At 35.1% G+C, this 19427-nt stretch carries 22 protein-coding genes; 19 read left to right on the top strand and 3 right to left on the bottom strand.

Annotated elements, in window-relative coordinates; all coding sequences use genetic code 11:
• Window positions 1-3: 3 nt before the first annotated feature.
• From ACFSW4_RS10550 to ACFSW4_RS10525, 6 genes are all read left to right on the top strand, one after another.
• Window positions 4-1404: a hypothetical protein gene (locus tag ACFSW4_RS10550; protein WP_377329165.1), complete on the top strand. Its 1401-nt coding sequence runs from the start codon at window positions 4-6 to the stop codon at window positions 1402-1404.
• 21 nt (window positions 1405-1425) lie between these two features.
• Window positions 1426-2604: an ABC transporter permease gene (locus tag ACFSW4_RS10545; RefSeq protein ID WP_377329163.1), complete on the top strand. Its 1179-nt coding sequence runs from the start codon at window positions 1426-1428 to the stop codon at window positions 2602-2604.
• Complete coding sequence (locus ACFSW4_RS10540) at window positions 2601-3605, top strand: ABC transporter permease (RefSeq protein ID WP_377329161.1); 1005 nt, start codon at window positions 2601-2603, stop codon at window positions 3603-3605. Before ACFSW4_RS10545 ends, ACFSW4_RS10540 begins: the two co-directional genes overlap by 4 nt.
• A 13-nt stretch (window positions 3606-3618) precedes the next feature.
• Window positions 3619-4317 carry an ABC transporter ATP-binding protein gene (locus tag ACFSW4_RS10535; protein ID WP_377329159.1) on the top strand — a complete coding sequence of 233 codons (699 nt, stop codon included), beginning with the start codon at window positions 3619-3621 and terminating at the stop codon, window positions 4315-4317.
• A 100-nt stretch (window positions 4318-4417) separates the two neighbouring features.
• The gene (locus tag ACFSW4_RS10530; RefSeq protein ID WP_377329157.1) at window positions 4418-5035 is read left to right on the top strand and encodes a YhcN/YlaJ family sporulation lipoprotein; all 618 of its coding nucleotides are present in this window, start codon (window positions 4418-4420) and stop codon (window positions 5033-5035) included.
• Window positions 5036-5126: 91 nt separating this feature from the next.
• Window positions 5127-6122 carry a SpoVR family protein gene (locus tag ACFSW4_RS10525; RefSeq protein ID WP_377329155.1) on the top strand — a complete coding sequence of 332 codons (996 nt, stop codon included), beginning with the start codon at window positions 5127-5129 and terminating at the stop codon, window positions 6120-6122.
• A gap of 31 nt (window positions 6123-6153) precedes the next feature.
• Here ACFSW4_RS10525 and ACFSW4_RS10520 read toward each other — a convergent pair whose 3' ends face one another.
• Window positions 6154-6915 carry an MBL fold metallo-hydrolase gene (locus ACFSW4_RS10520; protein ID WP_377329153.1) on the bottom strand — a complete coding sequence of 254 codons (762 nt, stop codon included), beginning with the start codon at window positions 6913-6915 and terminating at the stop codon, window positions 6154-6156.
• 118 nt (window positions 6916-7033) lie between these two features.
• Here ACFSW4_RS10520 and ACFSW4_RS10515 point away from each other — a divergent pair, with 118 nt between their 5' ends.
• Entirely contained in the window at window positions 7034-7438 is a 405-nt protein-coding gene (locus tag ACFSW4_RS10515; RefSeq protein ID WP_377329151.1) for an Lrp/AsnC family transcriptional regulator, read from the top strand.
• Between the two features lie 37 nt (window positions 7439-7475).
• Here ACFSW4_RS10515 and ACFSW4_RS10510 read toward each other — a convergent pair whose 3' ends face one another.
• Both ACFSW4_RS10510 and ACFSW4_RS10505 read right to left on the bottom strand, forming a co-directional pair.
• Entirely contained in the window at window positions 7476-7865 is a 390-nt protein-coding gene (locus ACFSW4_RS10510) for an LAGLIDADG family homing endonuclease (protein WP_377329149.1), read from the bottom strand.
• A gap of 314 nt (window positions 7866-8179) precedes the next feature.
• On the bottom strand, window positions 8180-8362 hold the full coding sequence (locus ACFSW4_RS10505; RefSeq protein WP_054754970.1) for an aspartyl-phosphate phosphatase Spo0E family protein: 183 nt from the start codon (window positions 8360-8362) through the stop codon (window positions 8180-8182).
• Between the two features lie 233 nt (window positions 8363-8595).
• Between ACFSW4_RS10505 and ACFSW4_RS10500 the strand changes: the two genes are divergently transcribed.
• From ACFSW4_RS10500 to ACFSW4_RS10445, 12 genes are all read left to right on the top strand, one after another.
• The gene (locus ACFSW4_RS10500; RefSeq protein ID WP_377329147.1) at window positions 8596-10368 is read left to right on the top strand and encodes a methyl-accepting chemotaxis protein; all 1773 of its coding nucleotides are present in this window, start codon (window positions 8596-8598) and stop codon (window positions 10366-10368) included.
• Window positions 10369-10437: 69 nt separating this feature from the next.
• Window positions 10438-11616, top strand: coding sequence for a chromate efflux transporter (chrA, locus tag ACFSW4_RS10495; protein ID WP_377329145.1), 1179 nt, complete (start codon window positions 10438-10440; stop codon window positions 11614-11616).
• Window positions 11617-11629: 13 nt separating this feature from the next.
• Complete coding sequence (locus ACFSW4_RS10490; protein ID WP_054754967.1) at window positions 11630-12409, top strand: cobalamin-binding protein; 780 nt, start codon at window positions 11630-11632, stop codon at window positions 12407-12409.
• 20 nt (window positions 12410-12429) lie between these two features.
• Entirely contained in the window at window positions 12430-13161 is a 732-nt protein-coding gene (locus tag ACFSW4_RS10485) for an AzlC family ABC transporter permease (protein WP_377329143.1), read from the top strand.
• A complete protein-coding gene (locus ACFSW4_RS10480; RefSeq protein WP_054754966.1) occupies window positions 13158-13451 on the top strand; it encodes an AzlD domain-containing protein in 294 nt (97 codons plus the stop codon). The genes ACFSW4_RS10485 and ACFSW4_RS10480 overlap by 4 nt, the downstream gene beginning before the upstream one ends.
• 16 nt (window positions 13452-13467) lie before the next feature.
• Complete coding sequence (locus ACFSW4_RS10475) at window positions 13468-14013, top strand: GNAT family N-acetyltransferase (protein WP_054754965.1); 546 nt, start codon at window positions 13468-13470, stop codon at window positions 14011-14013.
• Window positions 14014-14441: 428 nt separating this feature from the next.
• Window positions 14442-15038: an NAD(P)H:quinone oxidoreductase gene (gene wrbA, locus ACFSW4_RS10470; protein WP_377329141.1), complete on the top strand. Its 597-nt coding sequence runs from the start codon at window positions 14442-14444 to the stop codon at window positions 15036-15038.
• Window positions 15039-15215: 177 nt separating this feature from the next.
• Window positions 15216-16241: a hypothetical protein gene (locus ACFSW4_RS10465; RefSeq protein WP_054754964.1), complete on the top strand. Its 1026-nt coding sequence runs from the start codon at window positions 15216-15218 to the stop codon at window positions 16239-16241.
• 248 nt (window positions 16242-16489) lie between these two features.
• Window positions 16490-16726, top strand: coding sequence for an IDEAL domain-containing protein (locus tag ACFSW4_RS10460; RefSeq protein ID WP_377329139.1), 237 nt, complete (start codon window positions 16490-16492; stop codon window positions 16724-16726).
• A gap of 122 nt (window positions 16727-16848) precedes the next feature.
• Window positions 16849-17613, top strand: a complete 765-nt coding sequence (locus ACFSW4_RS10455) for a M15 family metallopeptidase (RefSeq protein WP_377329137.1) — start codon at window positions 16849-16851, stop codon at window positions 17611-17613.
• 115 nt (window positions 17614-17728) lie between these two features.
• Complete coding sequence (fumC, locus tag ACFSW4_RS10450; RefSeq protein ID WP_054754961.1) at window positions 17729-19123, top strand: class II fumarate hydratase; 1395 nt, start codon at window positions 17729-17731, stop codon at window positions 19121-19123.
• Window positions 19124-19201: 78 nt separating this feature from the next.
• Complete coding sequence (locus tag ACFSW4_RS10445; protein WP_054754960.1) at window positions 19202-19402, top strand: alpha/beta-type small acid-soluble spore protein; 201 nt, start codon at window positions 19202-19204, stop codon at window positions 19400-19402.
• The last annotated feature ends 25 nt before the right edge of the window (window positions 19403-19427 follow it).

Raw genomic sequence — 19427 nt, 5'->3', positions numbered from 1 at the left:
TAAATGGGTGAGTTTTTAAGAAAATATAAAAAAACATTCATGACCATTGTCATTATGCTCTTTGTCATCATTAGTATTATTATTTATCGAGTGATGACAAATTCAATATTCAATTATGCAGAAATTGAGAAAAAGACGATTGAAACCATTTTAAGCCAGACTGCTGAATATACAGAGGATGAGCGTGATTTATCTAAGCGGTTGTCCAAGGAAACAAGCAATCAATCCTGGATCTTATCAGGTAATATGAAAATAAATGAGTTTAGTCAGACTTCTATGCTCTTAAGAGGATTACTAGCAAATTCCAGAGTTGTGATTGATTCTAAGCATGACCCGAAAAACAATGAAATGTCAGGCGAAGTTAAACTGCAGCTTCAAAGGACTAATTTATTAAAAGCTGATGTGTACCAAAACGCCTTATATTCTGCGGTTAAGTTACCATTTGATTCTAGGCCAATAGGAATCAAAAATGATCGTTTTGGTGAGTGGATGGCCACACAGCATGACCGTGATGTCATGAGTGAATTACCAAGACAAGTGAATCAATCATTTGATTTGAATTTATTAGATTATGCAAAAATAATCAGGTTACTTCAAGATACAGATGTCACCAAGAAATCGAATGTGTCATATAAAGATGGAATTTATCAGAAAGTTACGATGAATGTTTCACCATCTCAAACACAAGACTTAATCCAATTATTAATTGGGGAATTAAAGAAGTATAACAATAGCTATAGTCAAAAGTTAATTCAGTATCTTAATGATTTGAGGTTCCCAGAAGGTTTTACATATGAGGCTTACTATACGGAAGAGACTGTTAAGTATAGGGAAGTTGAAGGTTACTATAACTATAAAGGTCAACAAACAGATTTTAATTTAGATTTTGAAACCAGAATTAAAGGTGATGAATTTCAAGTTGAAATGGACTTAGAGGTTGATCACGAGGAAAACCCACTAAATGTACACTATCAAGCAATTGGTCAGCCAAAATCTGAAAACTACAAAGTAAGTAGAATGTTTGTGATTGACGGTCAGAAAAACGTGGACGCCCAATGGGAAACTCGCTATAGTGATCAAGAAAAAAAGATCAATTTTGATCTAGACATACCGTTCATTTTTCAAAGGATAGAAGGAAATGTTGATGTAAAAACGAATATAAATAATGATGAAGGAGTTCGTTCGTACAATGGACAATTGTTCTTTAATAATGTAAGAGCTACCTTCGAACTGTCAAGAGAGATTGAGTTTACTGAACAAATCACAATAAACTCAATGGATCCGCAAGACATTAGATTCGTTGACCAAATGACCGTACCAGAGTACCAAGAATGGTATGATATGTTTGAAAGAAAAGCTAAAAGCTATATCAATCAAATTATAAATCAATTCAATCCATTTTAATAACTGAAAGGGGGCTTGGCTGTGATTTTTCATCTTTGGAAGTATGAGTGGAAGCGTGTATTTAAACGGCCAGTCCTTTTTTTATTTACCATCATATTTCCTATAATCGTTCTCGGTTTAACAGCTGCTTTTATATATAGTGTTTCAACCGAAGAATTGGAAACAGTAGAAATCTTGGTATTAGATGATGACCAGACTTTTGAAACTAAATCATTAATTAAACAACTACAAGATGATGAAACCATTGAAGGAGACGTCATACTGAGTGAAGGCCAAAAAGATTTATCCTTTTATTTAGAGCATCCAGAGTCATATGCAGCTATAGTTCAAATACCAAAAGGGTTTACCAAACAACTACGAAGTGGAGTTAATGAGTCCATACATGTTTATTTAAATGAAAAATTGCCGCTTGCATCTAACTTAGCTTATTTACTTCTTGAAAGTGGACAAGATTATATCTCTGCTGCACAAACGGGTGTGAATACAGTCAATCACTTTTATGTTCAAAATATGGAAGATGCAAAGGAACGACAACAATTTTTGCAGCAGTCGATCATTCATTTCACGACATTTTCATTAGGACGTAACTCTTTTTTTGATGAGAAATCTGCTTCAGATGAAACACTTAGCTGGACTGAACAAATTTTTGTCATCATCTGTAGCTTGCTTATTCTTTTTACATATTGGCTACAGGTTGTCCTTTTTCAGCCTAAGCAACAATCATTAATTCATGAACGACTTAAATTAGTTGGGGTAACGAGGGTGACTCAACTTCTCGCTAAATGGTTTTTTCATATTACTCTTCTTGTTGTCTACACATTAGGACTCATTTATTTATTATATTATGTTCTTTTTCAAGGTTTGCAAGCTGAACTACAGTTAATTTTATACTGGGTTATGATCGCACTTACTTTAACAGTCATTTTGATTATGGTTCAATTATTTATTCCTTATTTTTGGTTAAGTGTAACCCTGTTCACCATCTTAAGTTTAGCGTTTCTTTTAATTGGTGGATTATTAATACCACCAGCTTACATACCTCAAAGTCTAAGTCAATTAACATTTATTTATGATGGATTAACGACCGCCTGGTTACGGCAAACGATTGCCACAAATCATGTCATTGTATTTACTTTAATTATGATTATACCTCAGTTGTTACTCCTTATCTTTCGAAAGATTGGAGTGATATTGAGATGATGATAAAGGTTTTTACTCAATATAAGTGGACCATTATCTCTATTCTAATCTTACCTATTTTGTTTAGTGTCATTAGCATTGTTTTGTCAGACAAATCAGCAGAGGAATTAAAAATTCCTGTTGTATTAGTGGATCCGTTTAATCAAGAAATAACCGGCAACTTATTAGAAGATATGTCCATTAATGATTCATTTATTGTCACTAAGGCAAAGCAAATCCCAAAGGATCATTTAATGCGAGGTGAGGTTGAAGCTGTTTTCGTATTACCTCAAAATTTAAAAGAAAAAATCTCTTCAGGTAAGTTGCAAAATGAAATAACTTGGTACCGCCATGAACGCAGTTTGTTTGATGGTTTATTTAAAGAGCAATTAGCCTCATCAATTGTTAAACGAGCGGTTCGAGCAGAAGCGGCTAACATTGTTAAGAATTATCAAGAAAATGCTAATTGGAATAAGGTTTATAAATTTGGCTTACAGTATTTAGAAACAGACCCTATTTTTCAAATTCAGTTCCAAACGATTGACGAGCAAGCACAAACGCAAAATGTATCAAGCGATAAATGGGTCTTTATGAGGTGGTTATATTGGTTAATCATCTGGGGCATGATCGCACGTCTTACTCAAATGTTGTTAAATTGGAGAGAACAGCTAATTTTTGAACGGTTAAGGACTTTAGGCCGTTCAAAAAGTTTGCATCATAATTGGTTATTGTTTGTTGCCTTATTGTTATTCTTTATAACGTTGGTGACATCAACAATCACACAGTATATTTGGCTAGAGACGTATCAAGAGTTAGCCATTGTAACTGATTTGTCTTTAGTCTTACTATCGATTGTGATTTATTTCTTGCTCTCAACCTTCATTAAAACAAAAGAAACCCTTTGGATGATTTCTTTTACTTATGGAGTGGTTTCGTCAATCGTTTTTTTCTTAATTCAATTTGAATTTTTAACTAGACAAGAATGGTTAGCCATTTTTCTTCCTTCATGGATTTTATTATAAGAGGAGCGTTTACATGTTAAAACTTGAAAACATCACTTATAAAAAAAGGCGTCAAGCACTTGTTTCCGAAATAAATGGCCAAATTAATAAAGGTGATTGTATTTCTCTTTTTGGGCCGAATGGTGCTGGTAAATCCACCTTAATTAAAATTATGGCAGGGTTATTAAAATCTTCTAAAGGTAAAAGGGTGGTAAACTTTACAGATAAAAACCCGATTGGTTATGTTCCTCAACAAATTGCTTTATTTAAAGGGTTAACAGTTCGCGATCAGCTTAAATATTATGAAAAGTTAACAAAACCCAAATCAAGCGAGTTTATAGATGAAATGATACTTTCATTGGGGTTAAGCTCTATTCTCAATAAAAAAATTAATCAGTTAAGTGGAGGTATGCAGCGAAAGGTTAATTTGGCAGTAGGTATGATTCATCAACCTGAGCTACTACTATTAGATGAAGCATTTGTCGGAGTTGACCTTGCTGCTAAACATGATATGTTGTCTTGGCTTAAAAGGTTAAATGAAAATGGAATCACTATAATATTTATTACCCATGATTGGTATGTGATTCAACATTTAAAGCCCCAAATGTGGATTATGGACAAAGGTAATATGATAGATCAAGTGGAGTGGGAATCTGTTCCATATATTAATTTGACCCGTCAATCTCAAGCACTTCAAAAAATGTTTGATGTGAATTTAACACATGTAAATTAGGCTACTTACATTAGTTAATTTTTCCATTATTAATAAAGCATATTTGGCGCTTCCTTTTTTCATACTAAGGTTAAATACATGAAGAAAGGAGGCGTCAGTAGTGCGTATTTTATTATGGATGACTTTAGCAGGTATGCTTACTATTTTAGGTGCTTGTCAAGGTCTAGATGAAGGTTTAAATGATGGAATGGACAATAACGGCGACAATGTCGATATGATTGATGTAAATGATGACGGAGAAGGTAATCAGCAACAATACCGCGAGTTGTATCGCAATAACAATAATGATAATATGCAAGAACGCACAAATCGTTTAGACATGATTGACTTAGAGGAAGACCGAGATCAAAGTCCAAATAACCAAAATGGACAAAACAACTATGAAGTGGCTAATAAAGCGGCTGACAATATCACAAAAAGTATTGATGACATTGATGATGCATATGTATTAGCAGGTGACAATAATGCATATGTTGCAGTTACTCTAAAAGGTAACAACACTGAAAACGAGGTTAGCGACAGAATTAAAGAAGAAGTTGCGAATAAGGTAAAAGAATCTAATAACGATATTGAGAACGTTTATGTTTCTGCTAACCCTAAATTCTTTGACATGGTTAATAATTACGTCGATGATGTACGTAATGGTGATCCAGTTGAAGGTTTCTTTGAAGAATTTAACTCTATGATTGATCGAATGTTCCCTAACTTGGAAAGATAAGGTTTATAACACTCAGGTAAGTTAATTGCTTACCTGGGTGTTTTTTTGTTTCCTCATTTGCATACACATTTATTAAAGTGAGGTGGTTACCATGAACTATGATATTCAAACAGTTTCTAATGAAGAAATATTATACATTCATGAAGCTGGATATCGCAGACGGTACATCTCTACTAATGCAACTCATAACCGAGTCCTTGAGGTTTTTGAAATTGACCAAATCCCTACGATTTATTTAAATCAACGAAATAATAAATTAGAAAATATATATTGTTTAACGCACTGTTTAGGACATGTGGAATTCAATAAAAATAATACATGGCTAAAAGCATTAAGAATTCCTAAAATGACACAGGAAAATTTAATACCTTATATGGAGCATGAAGGCTTTGGCTTATTTATAAATGTATTTAGGCAGCTTGCAACTACATGTAGTGATCTAAATTCCAACTTTGTTGCCCCAATCAATTATTTTTTAATGCAAGACCAAAATTTATGTGACTGGCAAACAAAATTATTACGAATGATTTATGATGAGGCCTTTTACTTTAACTCAATTAAAAAAACTACATTACTGAATGAAGGATATGCCGTTTTACGTCAAACAGAATACATAAATTTATTGAATTTATCAGTTTCCGAAAAACTTGAGATCGCACAAATTGATGCGAGGCTACATTATAAACCAGAACAAGGATTAAATTATTATTCTTTAGGCAGATCTATGTGGGAAGAAGTTTTAAAACAAGATGTTTCAAAAGTGTTAGAAGAATACACGGATGTACAATTTTTAGATCATTATTATAATGAAACTGTTCATGAAAAAGAGAATGTTTCTGTTGTTTTTAAGGGAGAAGTAATAAGAGATTTTTATAATGTAAAACATTTATTACGCAAGCAACTAAGCGATTCATTTTCAGGTATATATGTTAATCTTGATGTGACGAATAATACTAACAAGCTGACGTTAAATTATATAAGCAAATATTATACTGATGTTCAGACGTTAATGAATTTAAAGTTGGGTTTAGAAAAGCTACTCTGTCGTAGAGTCTATATAAAACCTCTTAGGTGTAACCCGAACTAATGCATCATAGTTCGAGTTACATGTAAGAGTATTAAAAGGAATACGATTCTCCATCTTCAGGCACTAGAACCTTTGAAGCAAACCCTTGTTCCTCAACAAAGTTTTTTAATTCATCTCTTGATAAAGTCCAATGGTTAACTGCTTCCATATGGCTAGCTATAATGGTTGCATTTGGAGCAGCATGATGAACTTTGTAAACATCGTCTTTGCTCATCACTAGTGAGCCACCTTCTAAGAACTGATTGTCTCCAGCATTGACAATAATAATTTCAGGTAAATGAGTTCTAAGTTCCTTTTGAACTCCTTCGTACCAAACTGTGTCCCCTGCTATATATAATGTTTTCTCCGACGGGTGTTTAAATACAACACCACAAACTTCCCCTGCAATTTTTAAAATTTCTCCTCTACCATGTTCGCCTTTTGTTTTGATTAAGTCGACACCTTGAAACTTTGTGTTATTAGTAAGTACTTCTACGTTACTAAAACCAGCTTTTTGAATTTCGGCTTGATCATCTTCATTTTGAGTATAAATTTTAATGTTTTTGGGTAATATTTTCTTTGCTTCATCATCCCAGTGATCTAAGTGAAGATGAGTTACTATGACAGCATCTATATCCGCTACTACTTCTTCAACTGAAATAGGAAGATCAACTAAAGGGTTTTTTTGGTCTTGTCTTTTTGAATTTGGAAACGGAGGATATGTCCCTTTTTTAGCTAAAAACGGATCAATTAAAAACTGCTTATCTGCATATTTTATTACTAAGGTGGCATTTCTTATTTGTTGGATGTTCATAATCTCAACTCCTTTTCATTTGTATATGTATAGTTTATACTATGAGAAGCTTTAACTTACATAGATAGAATCAAGGATATAGACGGCTTTACTTGAATAATGAAAGGTTTGATTAAAGTTGGATCGAACTGACTTAAAAATTATAAATGAGTTAAGGAAGAACAGTCGTATCACAATGAAAGAACTAGGGGAAAGGGTTCATTTAACTGGTCAGGCTACCTCTGAAAGAGTGACTAAACTTGAGGAGCAAGGTGTAGTTAAAAGTTATACGATAGAAACAGATGATGTAAAGCTGGGATATGACATTCATGCTTTTATTACGGTAATAACTCAAGACCTAAATCACAAGCCATATTTGACTTTTATAAAAGCAAGAGAAGAGCATATTATTAGTCATTACAAAATTAGCGGTGATGGCTGTTATTTATTAGAGAGTAAGTTCAATTCTTATGATGAGTTGGATCAGTTTTTAGTGGCTTTGAATGAATTTGCTAATTACAAATTGCAACTAGTGATTAATTAATTACGAACCTAGTACCTAACTAGGTTCGTATTTTTTATTAAGCCTGTTCTAATACATATAAGTGATTAGGCTTACGGCTAGGTTGAAATAATCTGCTTGATCTAAGTTTTTTCAAGACTTGAGTTATTTGTTGTTTTTTATATGTTACTCTTAAAAATGGTTGAATTTGTTGTAATGCATGGTAGACATTTTCTCTTTGTTTTATTTCTATTGTATATCTATAAATCTCTTTACCGTTTATTGTCTGTTTGTTGCTGTATAAACTACCAGGTAGTATCGATTGAATAAATACGAGCATGTTTAAGTCGAGAGAAGAAATGGTAATGACAGGAGCACTTCCATTGTCAGCCTTAGTATTCTTTAATGAGATGGTCCCTTCACTATCAATCATGCCTGCGATATATGCAGCTTCCCAAGATTTTAACATTAAAATCGTCTCCCTTTTTTTACGTTCTAATAGAAGTATACACAATTTCTATCAACAGAACAAGTGTTCGGTGATACTTTTTTAATAAATTTTAAGGGACANTTTATTTGATATGACGAAGTTCAGAAAGCAGAATGATGAATTGATTGAACAAAATGAGAAAATTATTTCGTTATTGGAAGAGGTCTATAAGAAGTAATGGTTCTTTATAAGAATTAATATAAGGAATGATATAAATTATTAAAATGTAAGAAAGACAGGTCTTATTTTTAAAAGACCTGTCTTTTTTGGGTCAGACGCTTATTTTATCTATATTATGAACAGAGTTTTGATTTCGCTGTTTGATATTTATTTAATACGGTATCTAATTCCTGACTGATTTTAACCGTATGCGGATGATTAAAGCCTTTTTCGTAAGCTGTAGAGATCATGTATTGTTTCAACGCTTTAATCCTGACCTCTAGTTTCTTAGTATTAGGTAATTCAACATTCTCCATCTTAAGTCGTCCTTCCTTTTTATTATTTTTCTCAAACACACAAGGATTATCATAAACGACTTTTCTATGAATGTTAATAGATTAGACAAAGGTTCTAAAAACTCGACAATATCTGACCCTAAAATATGAGCAATAATTAAAATTGTGTCAAAATTTAAATTATTCGTATTGCGAATTACCCGATTTAGTGATACTTTTTATCTATGAGTTATTGGAAAAAGGTGGGGGAGAGAGTGAGAAGTTTTTTTAGACAAAAAAATAAACGTACCAAACGAAAGCATTCTGAAGTTGAAAGGGAACAGAATAAATCACCTTTCTGGCGCAACATTGGAATTGCTAAGAAATACGGACTTGTATCAGTTATAACAATTCTATTATTTTTAATAGCTTCTGGTGTTGTGTATATGAGTTTACAGACTGCTGATGGTCAATTAGATGCGCAAGATCGAAGAAGTGAGCGTGCTATTCTAATTGATGAAATTAATGCCATTTTACTTGAGAAGGATTTAACGGTTGTCGATTATGTTGAATACAAATCTAACTCATATCGAGAAGATTACAATGCTTTAATGAATCGCTATAGTGAATTAGTAAGTCAAGTTAAACCTAGGCTTGATTCTTCTCAACTTGAATTAATGAGTCAAATTGAAGCAAACAATGAAGAAATGGACTCTATTTTCTATGACGAAGTAGTTCCAGCTGTTTCAGCAAGAGAAGAAGGAGAAGCTACTTCTGCCCGTTCACAATTTGCGGCATTAAGAACTGAGACACAGGAGGTTTCGAGTAATTTAAGGGAAACAGTTGTGTCTGATTATAACAGAGCGTACCAAAATACAAAAACAGCTTTTGCATCTGTTTTATCAGCTTTAGTGATTGGGTTGATTGTGGTTATTATTTTAGCTAGCATACTTTTATTCTTAATCAGTCGTCCTGTACGTAAGAATATTAATAGGGCGGTTGAAATGGCAGATGAAATATCGAAAGGTCATTTAAACATTCACGATCTTGACTATCGCGGAAAAGATGAAATTGGTCAGCTATCTCAATCTTTAAACAGTATGAAATCTAATTTAATACAAATGATTTCGAATGTATCTGAGGCTTCAGAATCCGTATCAGCACAAAGTCAACAGTTGACTCAGGCTTCAAATGAAGTCCAAGAAGGCAGTGAGCAAATCGCATCAACCATGCAAGAATTATCTTCTGGTGCGGAAAGTCAGGCACAAAGTGCTTCAAGTATTAATGAAATGATGGAGTCTTTCTTACAAAAGGTTCAACAGTCCTATCAAAATGGTGAGAACGTAGCTGAGCAATCTGATTCGGTATTGTCCTTAACCGAAGAAGGTCGAAAACAAATGGTTGCAACTACTCATCAAATGAAGCAAATTCACCATATTGTAGAGGGGGCTGTTCAAAAAGTAAAAGGCTTAGACGAGCAGTCACAAGAAATATCTAAATTAGTTGAAGTAATCCAATCAATTGCAGAGCAAACGAATTTACTTGCTTTAAATGCGGCAATTGAAGCTGCGCGTGCAGGAGAGCATGGTAAAGGATTTGCCGTTGTAGCTGATGAAGTAAGAAAATTAGCGGAACAAGTGGCTAATTCAGTAGGAGATATAACTAAAATTGTACATAACATTCAAGAAGAATCTTCTAATGTGACAGTGCAGTTAGAGTCTGGCTATGAAGAAGTTGAACAAGGTACAGCGCAAATGGAACATACTAGGCAAACTTTTGAAAACATTAACCAGTCCATCAACCAAGTGACTAGTAAAGTGCAAGAGATTTCATCAAGCTTACGAGATGTCTTGGGTGATAGTGTTCAAATGAATCAAGCTGTTGAAGAGATTGCGTCCATCTCGGAAGAATCAGCTGCAGGAGTGGAAGAAACAGCAGCAATAGTAGAAGAAGCTAATAGTTCAATGGAAGAGGTATCACGCTCTGCAAGTGAACTAAATAATCTAGCTAAAAAATTAAATAATCAGGTCAACCAATTTAGTATGTAATATGCTAAAATATAAGGGGTCACTTATATAAGTGGTTCCTTATATTTATGTTAGTTAGGGGTGTCATGATTGTACTCATTTAAACATTACTTAGAAATTTTACTGGTCGCTACGAGATTAGGGTTAACATCGTTTGGAGGACCTGTCGCGCATTTAGCTTATTTTCAAGAAGAGTATATTAAGAGAAGAAAATGGTTGGATGATAAAACGTATGCTGATTTAATTGCCTTATGTCAATTTTTACCTGGCCCAGCGAGTTCTCAGGTAGGGATTTCGATTGGTATGGTTCGAGGAGGCATTCTAGGTGGGATATTAGCCTGGATTGGCTTCACTATTCCTTCTGTCATCGCTTTAATTTTGTTTGCGATGTATGTGGTCCAAGCTGATTTAATGGATTCGGTTTTTATTGCTGCGCTAAAAGTAGTAGCAGTCGCAGTCGTTGCCCATGCCATTGTTAATATGGGGAAAAAGTTAACTCCCGATTTACCTAGAATTGCTTTTGCTATTGTGGCGGCATCGCTGTTGTTACTTTTTCCACTGGCTTCCATGCAATTAATTATAATTGGCTTAGCCGCATTTGCAGGGTATGTTTTATTTAAAAATAAGGAACTAGATACTCATACTAGTCTTAATATAGACTTGCCTAAAAAAATAGGTGTCGTTAGTCTATCGGTATTTTTTCTATTATTAATTGCACTTCCTTTCATTAGTCAAGCAGCCAATAATATTTATATACAGCTGTTTGATATTTTTTACCGTGTAGGTTCGTTAGTATTTGGTGGTGGTCACGTTGTTTTACCATTATTAGAACGTGAGTTGGTGCCAAATGGTTTCTTATCAGAAGAGATGTTTCTAGCAGGATATGGAGCAGCACAGGCTGTTCCTGGACCATTATTTACGTTTTCAAGTTTTCTAGGTCAAGCTTCTTCTGGATTAATGGGTGCGCTAGTTGCTACAATAGGAATCTTTTTGCCATCATTCTTATTGTTAATTGGAATTTTGCCGTTTTGGAAATCTGTTAGTCAATTCAAGGCTGTCAGATCAGCTTTAATTGGTGTTAATGCCTCAGTTGTTGGGATTCTAATAGCTGCATTTTATGATTCTATTTTCACAAGTGCGATCTCTGATGGCGTTGACTTCGCAGTTGCTTTAGTAGGGTTTAGTTTACTCCATTTTTGGAAAAGACCAGCTTGGTTAGTTGTTATAATAATTGTAGTTTTATACGTCATTATTCAAACTCTACTATAAAGGAGTTTTTAAGATGAGAATTGTATCTCTTTGCCCCAGTAATACAGAAATTTTAGCTTATTTAGAGTTAATGGAACATGTGGTAGGTGTCGATGATGATTCAGATTGGCCGAAAGAGGTAGAAAACATTCCTAAGTTAGGACGTGACTTAAACATTGATGTAGAGCGGGTTAAGGAGCTTGATCCTGACTTAATATTAGCGTCTTTAAGTGTTCCTGGAATGGAGAAGAATATTGAAAAATTAGATGAAGCGGGTTTAGAATATATTATACTTAATCCAAATTCATTAGATGAAATTGCAGACGATCTTTTAACAGTAGGGAAATATGCAGGACAATTGGATAAGGCTCAAGAAGTTTATGATTGGTACTATCGTCAATTAACCCATTATAAAGAACTATCAAAACAAATTAGTGAGCCGAAACGAGTTTACTGGGAATGGTGGCCAAAGCCCATATTTACACCAGGCAAACTAAATTGGTTAAGCTATATTAGTGAATTAGCCGGTGCAGTTAATGTCTTTGGTGATATCAATCAAGCAAGCGTTCAAACGGATTGGGAAGATGTGATTAAACGGGATCCAGATGAGATCTGTATGGTTTGGGTCGGTGTTCAAGAGAAGAAGATGAATCCTGATTTAGTACGAAACCGGCCAGGTTCATATCAAATTAAAGCCATACAGAACAATCGAATTCACGTTTTAGAAGAGTATTTATACTGTCGACCATCACCAAGATTAATAGAAGGATTAGAAAAGATATTTAAGATTCTTCATCCATCTATTCTAAGATAATTAAGAAAGAAGGGGAGACATTGGAGCAAGTCCATTCAACCAATCAAATAACTAAACATGCAGTCATTAAGAATGGAATGTTAGCTGGTTTTCCGATTTTTTTAGGTTATTTACCTATTGCGATTGCCTATGGTGTTTTAGCCAAGGAATCCGGATTAACAACTTTTGAAACAACTATGATGAGTGTGCTTGTATTTGCAGGAGCTGCGCAACTAATGGCTGCAGGAATGTTTGCGGCAGGAACAATGTTTATTGAAATAGTTATTGCAACTTTCGTGTTAAACTTTAGGCATTTTATTATGAGCATGTCATTTATGAATACAACAAAAGAGTTCCCTCTAAAGTGGCGATTTCCTTTATCTTTAGGGATAACGGATGAAACATTTGCTGTTTCATCATTACATAAAGAAGAAGCGAATAAAATGTACGGTCCATATTTTTATACAAGTCTAATTGTCGTTGCCTATTGTGGCTGGGTATTCGGAAGTTTGGCCGGTGCCTTATTAGGCGACGTCCTACCTAGGGCTCTGAGTACTAGTATGGGTATAGCTTTATATGCAATGTTTATTGGGCTATTAGTTCCATCTATAAAAAAAGAATGGCGAATAGGCATCATTGCTGTATTTAGTATGATCTTAAATTATTTATTCACGATGGTTCTAGAAATTTCAAGTGGATGGTCGATTGTACTAGCTACCGTAATTGGAAGTTTCTTAGGTGTGTTTTTGCTAAAGGAGGATGAGACCTCATGATTATGATGACCATTATTGGAATGGCTATAGTAACAGCCGTACCGCGATTTATTCCAGCTTTCTTTATGGGTGACACAACATTTAAGCCTTGGGTGAATAGGTGGTTAAATGCCATTCCCTTCGCAGCATTAGGTGCTCTAATTTTCCCAGGAGTTATGAATGTGATTGAAGACCGCCCGCTAGTTGGTGTAGCAGGTGGAGTCATTGCAGCGATGATTGCATCATTTAATGTAAATGTTATATTTGCTGTGATAGGAGCTATTCTAACAGTCTTTTTATTAACGATGTAGAGAAAGTAGGGATACCATGTTAACCGTAAGAGAAGCAAGACTAAGTGATGCGGAACAGATTGCTAAAATCCATGATGAAACATGGAAGTTAACATATGGTCCAATCATTGCAGATGAAGATTTAGAGCAAGTCATGACTTACGATACGAGGAAAATAATGTGGGAGACCACTTTGTCATCTCAAAAAGTACAACAATATGTTTATGTAGCGGAACAAGATGGTCAGTTATTAGGATTTATTTCAGGCGGTAAACAACGAGCTGAGCAATTTGAATTTGATGCTGAAATTTACGACATCTATGTTTTAGAGAAAGCTCAAGGTCAAAAGGTTGGGCATGAGTTGTTAAAACATTTTGTTAAAAAGTGTGTAGAAGATGGTTATCAATCGCTATTAGTTTGGATCTTAACAGCAAATCCTTTTGGCCGCTTTTATGTACGCTACGGTGCAAGGAAAGTGGAAGCAGAGAATACCACAATCGGTTCAGGAACCTATGAAGAAACCGCATTTGGCTGGAAAAATCTAAAAGAGCTACAACAAGAGCTCATGCAAGCATCATTATAATTTTAAGCGCCGAGTTCATCGGCGCTTTTTTATATAGGCAAAGCGCTATTCACCCAACGACTCCGTTCAATTAACCGGGGTTATCATGTTTTTTATTTTCTTTTGACGGCCCAGTGTTTTGAAGTGAACGCGGACAGTTCTCATCCGAATATGAACAGTTTTCACTCAGGTGCGAACATTTCACCCGAAAACACGGACAGTCCACTTGAAAATACGAACAGTTTTCTTCTGGATGCGAACAGTTTCTCCGAAAATACAGACAGTCTGCTTGAAAATACTCGTATGCGAACACTTCACTCAGAAATACGGAGCATGCCAGCATCTTAGATCAGCTCATTGGGTGGGTAAACGGTCGAGCTGGCTTTATTATATTTTCATTCGATTTGGGAAAACTTCTAACTGAAGTTTAAAGAAATAGGAGTGATGATATGCCAAAAATGGCAATATTGTATTATAGTTCTACAGGTGCAAATTATCAGATGGCACAATGGGCTGAAGCAGCGTTAAAGGATTCTGGAGCTGAGGTAAAATTATTAAAAATACCGGAAACAGCACCAGAAAGTGCAATTTCCCAAAATCCTGCTTGGCAAAAACATTATGAAGCAACAAAGGATGTTCCAGAAGCAACGCCGGAGGATTTAGAGTGGGCGGATGGATTTATTTTTAGCATCCCAACTCGTTTTGGTAATGTTCCTTCACAAGTTAAACTTTTCATGGACCAATGTGGTGGTCTTTGGGCACAAGGTAAGTTAGTTAATAAAGTTTGTAGTGCCATGACAACGGCACAAAATCCACACGGTGGTCAAGAACAAACATTAACGAGTTTTTATGTGTCTATGTTCCATTGGGGTGTAATTATTGCAGGTCCTGGTTATACAGATGATGTGATTTTTGCATCTGGTGGGAACCCTTACGGTACAAGTGCAACTGTTGATGGCGAAGGTAATATTCAAGATGACATTCAAAAAGCGGTAGAACATCAAGCAAAACGAACTTACGACATTACAAATAAAATTTCAAGTTAACATTTAAGGCTGAGGTGAGGTTACCTCAGTCTTTTATTTTAGACGCTAAATTCATTGTTATTACTAACTTAATTTAATAACTTACGAAATTTTTTAACAAAAAAATATAAAAACCCCCAAAAATCATGATCCGTAATTCGTAAGGTATGAGTGAATACAAAAAGATGAGGTGATTCAATGAAGCGTCGTAAATTAATCCATTCAGTGTCTGCAGCAACATTAACTGCATCAATGGTCCTTGCACCGATGAGTATTTCGGCAGACAATCACGAATCTACAAAAGATTCTGACGAAACTAAAGTAGTTGTAAAAGAAGAAACTACTTTGGAAGAGAAGTTATTTAGTTATTATGGAAAAGTAACAGACCAACTTTCTCTAGCTTTAGAAGAGGAAGATACTGAACGAGTTGGCCTTATTCTAGACTGGTCTTTACAACAAATTGAAGAAGCAGAATTGCTTTATCAACAAGGTCTTGAAGAAGATGCTAACATTCTTCTAGAAGAAGCTCTTTACATACTAGAAAATGCAGAATCAGATGAAGAAGAGTCTTCTGAAGAAGAAAATGAAGAAACTAATGAAGAAGAACAAGAGAACGAAGATGAAGCTAGTGAAGATGAAACTTCTGAAGAAGAAGACGTAGTTGAAGAAGATGATGAAGATGAAGAAGAAACTGAAGAAGAGGAAAATGAAGTAGTAGGTCAAAACGTTATTTCATTAGCTTTAGCTATGGAAAAAGTTAAAAACCCTAATGCTCAAGCTTCTTTAAAACGTAATATTGAAAGATCACTTGATCGTTTACAAGCTAAATATGGTGAAGAAGAATTGTCCGCTCTATATGAGCGTTTAAATGGTATTACAGATGAATTTGCTCAAGAAGATTCAGAGGAAACACCTGAAGAAGGTACATCTGATGAAGAGCAAACAGAAGAAGACTCATCAACAGAAGAACCTACTGAAGAACCTGAAGAAGTAGAAGAACCAACTGAAGAAGATGAGGTAGTAGAAGAAGAAGTTGATGAAGTTAAAGTTGAGGAAGATCGTGAAGAGAATTATGAAGTAAAATCTTCTGATCAAAAATCAAAAGGTAAGTCAAACTTTGGTAAAGAAAAAGCCAAAGAAGCAAAAAGTAAAGCATCTGAAAAAGGAAACAAAGGAAAAGGTAAGGGCAAAGGAAAAGGAAATGGAAAAGGCCCTAATAACTAATTAAACTCGTTGAACTCTTCGCTATATTTGGCGAGGTTCATATATACACCTCTCTCCCAACAGAGGCTTTCCCTGACAGAATGGTCAGGGATTTTTTTTACTCAATTATAATCAAAAATAGGCAAGTGTATGAATCATACTAATCTCACAAGCCCAAACACAAAAAATTCCGCATATTTTCTGAATATTGTTGCAATTTTTCGGTAATTTTTATTATAATAGAAAAAAGGGAGTAAGGGGGAGAAAAGATGAAAAAACAAGTGACCTCTTATGTGCTCATTAAATATCAATTTCCAAAACGGGTAGCGATAAAAGCGAAAAGAGAAGTTCCATATGAAATCAAATTAGCAGCACGATTAGTTTTAGATGAGTTAGTTTTTATGTGGAACAAGAATGCTCTAGAAGAGCAAATTAATACAGCCATTGATCAAGGAGATCAACGCGCTTTCGATGAGTTGAGTAAAAAATATGCAAAGTATTTATAATATGAGCAAGAAGCTGCCTCATAAGGAGGTAGCTTTTTTTGTTTTTATAGAAATGGCATTTTGCTTACGTAATCTTCGTGTTAATATATATAAAGAGACAACTAGAGAGATAAGGGGATAATATGAGAAAAATAATCATTGGAATTAGTGTTTTATTAATAATGACTGGTTGTATGCAAGATGGACAAGAAGAAACATACGAAGCATCTACTTCTAAAGGTGTTGAAAGTGGAATGAAGTCAAAAGAACAAATTGAAATTAAAGAAAAAGAGAAAGTGACTGAAGATGGTAAAGTCATTGTTCATAATCCACATGCAATCGATGTAGTAGTAAATAAAGAAAGAAGATTACCTGAAGGATATGAACCCAAAAATTTAATTGAGCCTAATGTGCCATTTAGAGCCCCTGAAGGTCATCAAAAAAGAAATATGAGAGAAGAAGCTGCTCAAGCACTAGAAGAGTTATTCCAAGCCGCTGAAAACTCAGGTTACACATTAGTAGCTCAATCAGGTTATCGTTCAGTTGAAAGGCAGGCTTCGATCTATAACAACAATATTGCAACTAAGGGACAAGAATGGACAGATCAATATTCAGCTGCACCGGGTCATAGTGAACATAATACAGGCTTGGCTATGGATATTACAATTCCATTAGAAGCTGGTGGATTCTTAGGGCTAGAAGAAGCATTAGGGGATACGGAACCCGGTCAATGGGTAGCTGAGAATGCTCACAAATATGGATTTGTGATTCGTTATCCTGAAGGTAAAAGTGATATTACAGGTTATAATTACGAACCATGGCACCTTAGATATTTTGGCAAAGAATTAGCAACAAAAATTTACGAATCTGGTTTAACAGTTGAAGAATATTTTGGATATGTGAATTAAAATGCAGTCTATAGGCTGCATTTTTTATTTGTTTCTGTAGACTTATTCGTTTTCGCGAGCGTTTTTTGATATTATAATATTGGATGATATACAAGCTTAGAAGGAGGATTATTACATGGATTTTCGTATTGAAAGAGATACGCTAGGTGAAGTTAAAGTTCCTAGTGATAAATATTGGGGTGCACAGACGCAGCGTAGTAAACAGAACTTCCCAATTGGTAACGAAGAGATGCCAAAAGAAATTGTTGAAGGGTTTGCAATCCTTAAGAAAAGTGCTGCTCGTGCCAATGAAGAGTTAGGTCTTTTAGAATCCGATAAGGCAGATGCTATTGCGCATGCAGCAGATCAAGTTTTAGCAGGTGAGTTACATGAACACTTCCCATTAGTTGTATGGCAAACAGGAAGTGGAACTCAGTCTAATATGAACGTGAATGAAGTTATTGCATTTGTAGGTAACAAGTGGTTAGAAGAGCAAGGTAAAGAAACACGTTTACATCCTAATGATGACGTGAACAAATCCCAAAGCTCTAACGACACGTTCCCAACGGCTTTACATATTGCATCAGTGAAAAAAGTTGAGGAACATTTATTGCCATCACTTGCAAAAATGAAACAAACGCTAAAAGAAAAATCGGAGGCTTACAGTGAGATTGTTAAAATCGGTCGAACACATTTACAAGATGCAACACCACTAACATTGGGTCAAGAAATTAGCGGGTGGCATCGTATGCTAGTTAAAACTGAATCCATGATTAAGGATTCACTTAAGTATGTGCGTGAAATTGCATTAGGCGGAACTGCAGTAGGTACAGGGATTAATGCACATCCTGATTTTGCAGAAGTTGTCGCTAAAAAAATTAATAAAGAGACGAACGGTGCATTTGTTTCAGCTGAAAACAAATTCCATGCTTTGACAAGCCATGATGAATTAGTTCATACACATGGAGCTATAAAAGGATTAGCGGCTGATCTAATGAAAATAGCCAATGACGTTCGCTGGTTAGCAAGTGGTCCTCGTTGTGGAATTGGTGAAATTACAATTCCAGCCAATGAACCAGGAAGCTCAATCATGCCAGGAAAAGTTAATCCAACACAAAGTGAAGCCATTACAATGGCTGCTGCACACGTCATGGGAAATGATGCAGCAATTGGGTTTGCGGCAAGTCAAGGTAACTTTGAATTGAATGTATTTAAACCAATGATTGCTTATAACTTCCTACAATCCTGCCAGCTGTTAGGCGACAGTATGGAATCCTTCACAGATCGTTGTTTAGTTGGCTTAGAGCCAGATGAGGGTAAAATTGAACAATACTTAAATGATTCATTAATGCTAGTTACAGCATTAAATCCTCACATTGGATATGAAAATGCAGCCAAAATTGCTAAATATGCTCATGAAAATAACCTTACTTTACGTGAAGCAGCTGAAGAGACTGGCATTCTATCTGGTGAAGAATTTGACAAATTAGTCGTACCAAAAGAAATGACTAAACCAAATGCCAAAAAATAACCAAAAAAGTAGCAAAAATTACCGTAAATAAGATTTCACCTCCTGTAGAAAATATGGATACACAGGAGGTGAGATACAATGGCACAGAACAACAACTCAAACCAATTAGTAGTACCAGGTGTTGCTCAAGCTTTAGACCAAATGAAAACTGAGATTGCACAAGAATTTGGTGTTCAGCTTGGCCCAGACACAACTTCACGCGCTAACGGTTCTGTTGGTGGTGAAATCACTAAACGTCTAGTACAAATGGCAGAACAACAATTAGGTGGAGCTAAGTAACACAGCGTCATTTGATAACCTCTAA

Origin of the sequence: Piscibacillus salipiscarius (assembly GCF_042685285.1) — a bacterium.
Classification (GTDB): domain Bacteria; phylum Bacillota; class Bacilli; order Bacillales; family Alkalibacillaceae; genus Piscibacillus; species Piscibacillus salipiscarius.
The sequence above is the reverse complement of the archived record's forward strand: the minus strand, read 5'-3'. Positions and strand labels throughout refer to the sequence as shown.

What these genes read in the sequence shown, in the direction of transcription:
- ACFSW4_RS10520 (WP_377329153.1), bottom strand. Translation starts at nt 6,915, where the DNA reads ATGAACATCCAACAAATAAGAAATGCCACCTTAGTAATAAAATATGCA.
- ACFSW4_RS10480 (WP_054754966.1), top strand. Translation starts at nt 13,158, where the DNA reads ATGATTATGATGACCATTATTGGAATGGCTATAGTAACAGCCGTACCG.
- ACFSW4_RS10460 (WP_377329139.1), top strand. Translation starts at nt 16,490, where the DNA reads ATGAAAAAACAAGTGACCTCTTATGTGCTCATTAAATATCAATTTCCA.
- ACFSW4_RS10535 (WP_377329159.1), top strand. Translation starts at nt 3,619, where the DNA reads ATGTTAAAACTTGAAAACATCACTTATAAAAAAAGGCGTCAAGCACTT.
- ACFSW4_RS10490 (WP_054754967.1), top strand. Translation starts at nt 11,630, where the DNA reads ATGAGAATTGTATCTCTTTGCCCCAGTAATACAGAAATTTTAGCTTAT.
- ACFSW4_RS10550 (WP_377329165.1), top strand. Translation starts at nt 4, where the DNA reads ATGGGTGAGTTTTTAAGAAAATATAAAAAAACATTCATGACCATTGTC.
- ACFSW4_RS10445 (WP_054754960.1), top strand. Translation starts at nt 19,202, where the DNA reads ATGGCACAGAACAACAACTCAAACCAATTAGTAGTACCAGGTGTTGCT.
- ACFSW4_RS10510 (WP_377329149.1), bottom strand. Translation starts at nt 7,865, where the DNA reads ATGTTAAAATCTTGGGAAGCTGCATATATCGCAGGCATGATTGATAGT.
- ACFSW4_RS10525 (WP_377329155.1), top strand. Translation starts at nt 5,127, where the DNA reads ATGAACTATGATATTCAAACAGTTTCTAATGAAGAAATATTATACATT.
- ACFSW4_RS10475 (WP_054754965.1), top strand. Translation starts at nt 13,468, where the DNA reads ATGTTAACCGTAAGAGAAGCAAGACTAAGTGATGCGGAACAGATTGCT.
- wrbA (WP_377329141.1), top strand. Translation starts at nt 14,442, where the DNA reads ATGCCAAAAATGGCAATATTGTATTATAGTTCTACAGGTGCAAATTAT.
- ACFSW4_RS10540 (WP_377329161.1), top strand. Translation starts at nt 2,601, where the DNA reads ATGATGATAAAGGTTTTTACTCAATATAAGTGGACCATTATCTCTATT.
- ACFSW4_RS10505 (WP_054754970.1), bottom strand. Translation starts at nt 8,362, where the DNA reads ATGGAGAATGTTGAATTACCTAATACTAAGAAACTAGAGGTCAGGATT.
- fumC (WP_054754961.1), top strand. Translation starts at nt 17,729, where the DNA reads ATGGATTTTCGTATTGAAAGAGATACGCTAGGTGAAGTTAAAGTTCCT.
- ACFSW4_RS10465 (WP_054754964.1), top strand. Translation starts at nt 15,216, where the DNA reads ATGAAGCGTCGTAAATTAATCCATTCAGTGTCTGCAGCAACATTAACT.
- ACFSW4_RS10455 (WP_377329137.1), top strand. Translation starts at nt 16,849, where the DNA reads ATGAGAAAAATAATCATTGGAATTAGTGTTTTATTAATAATGACTGGT.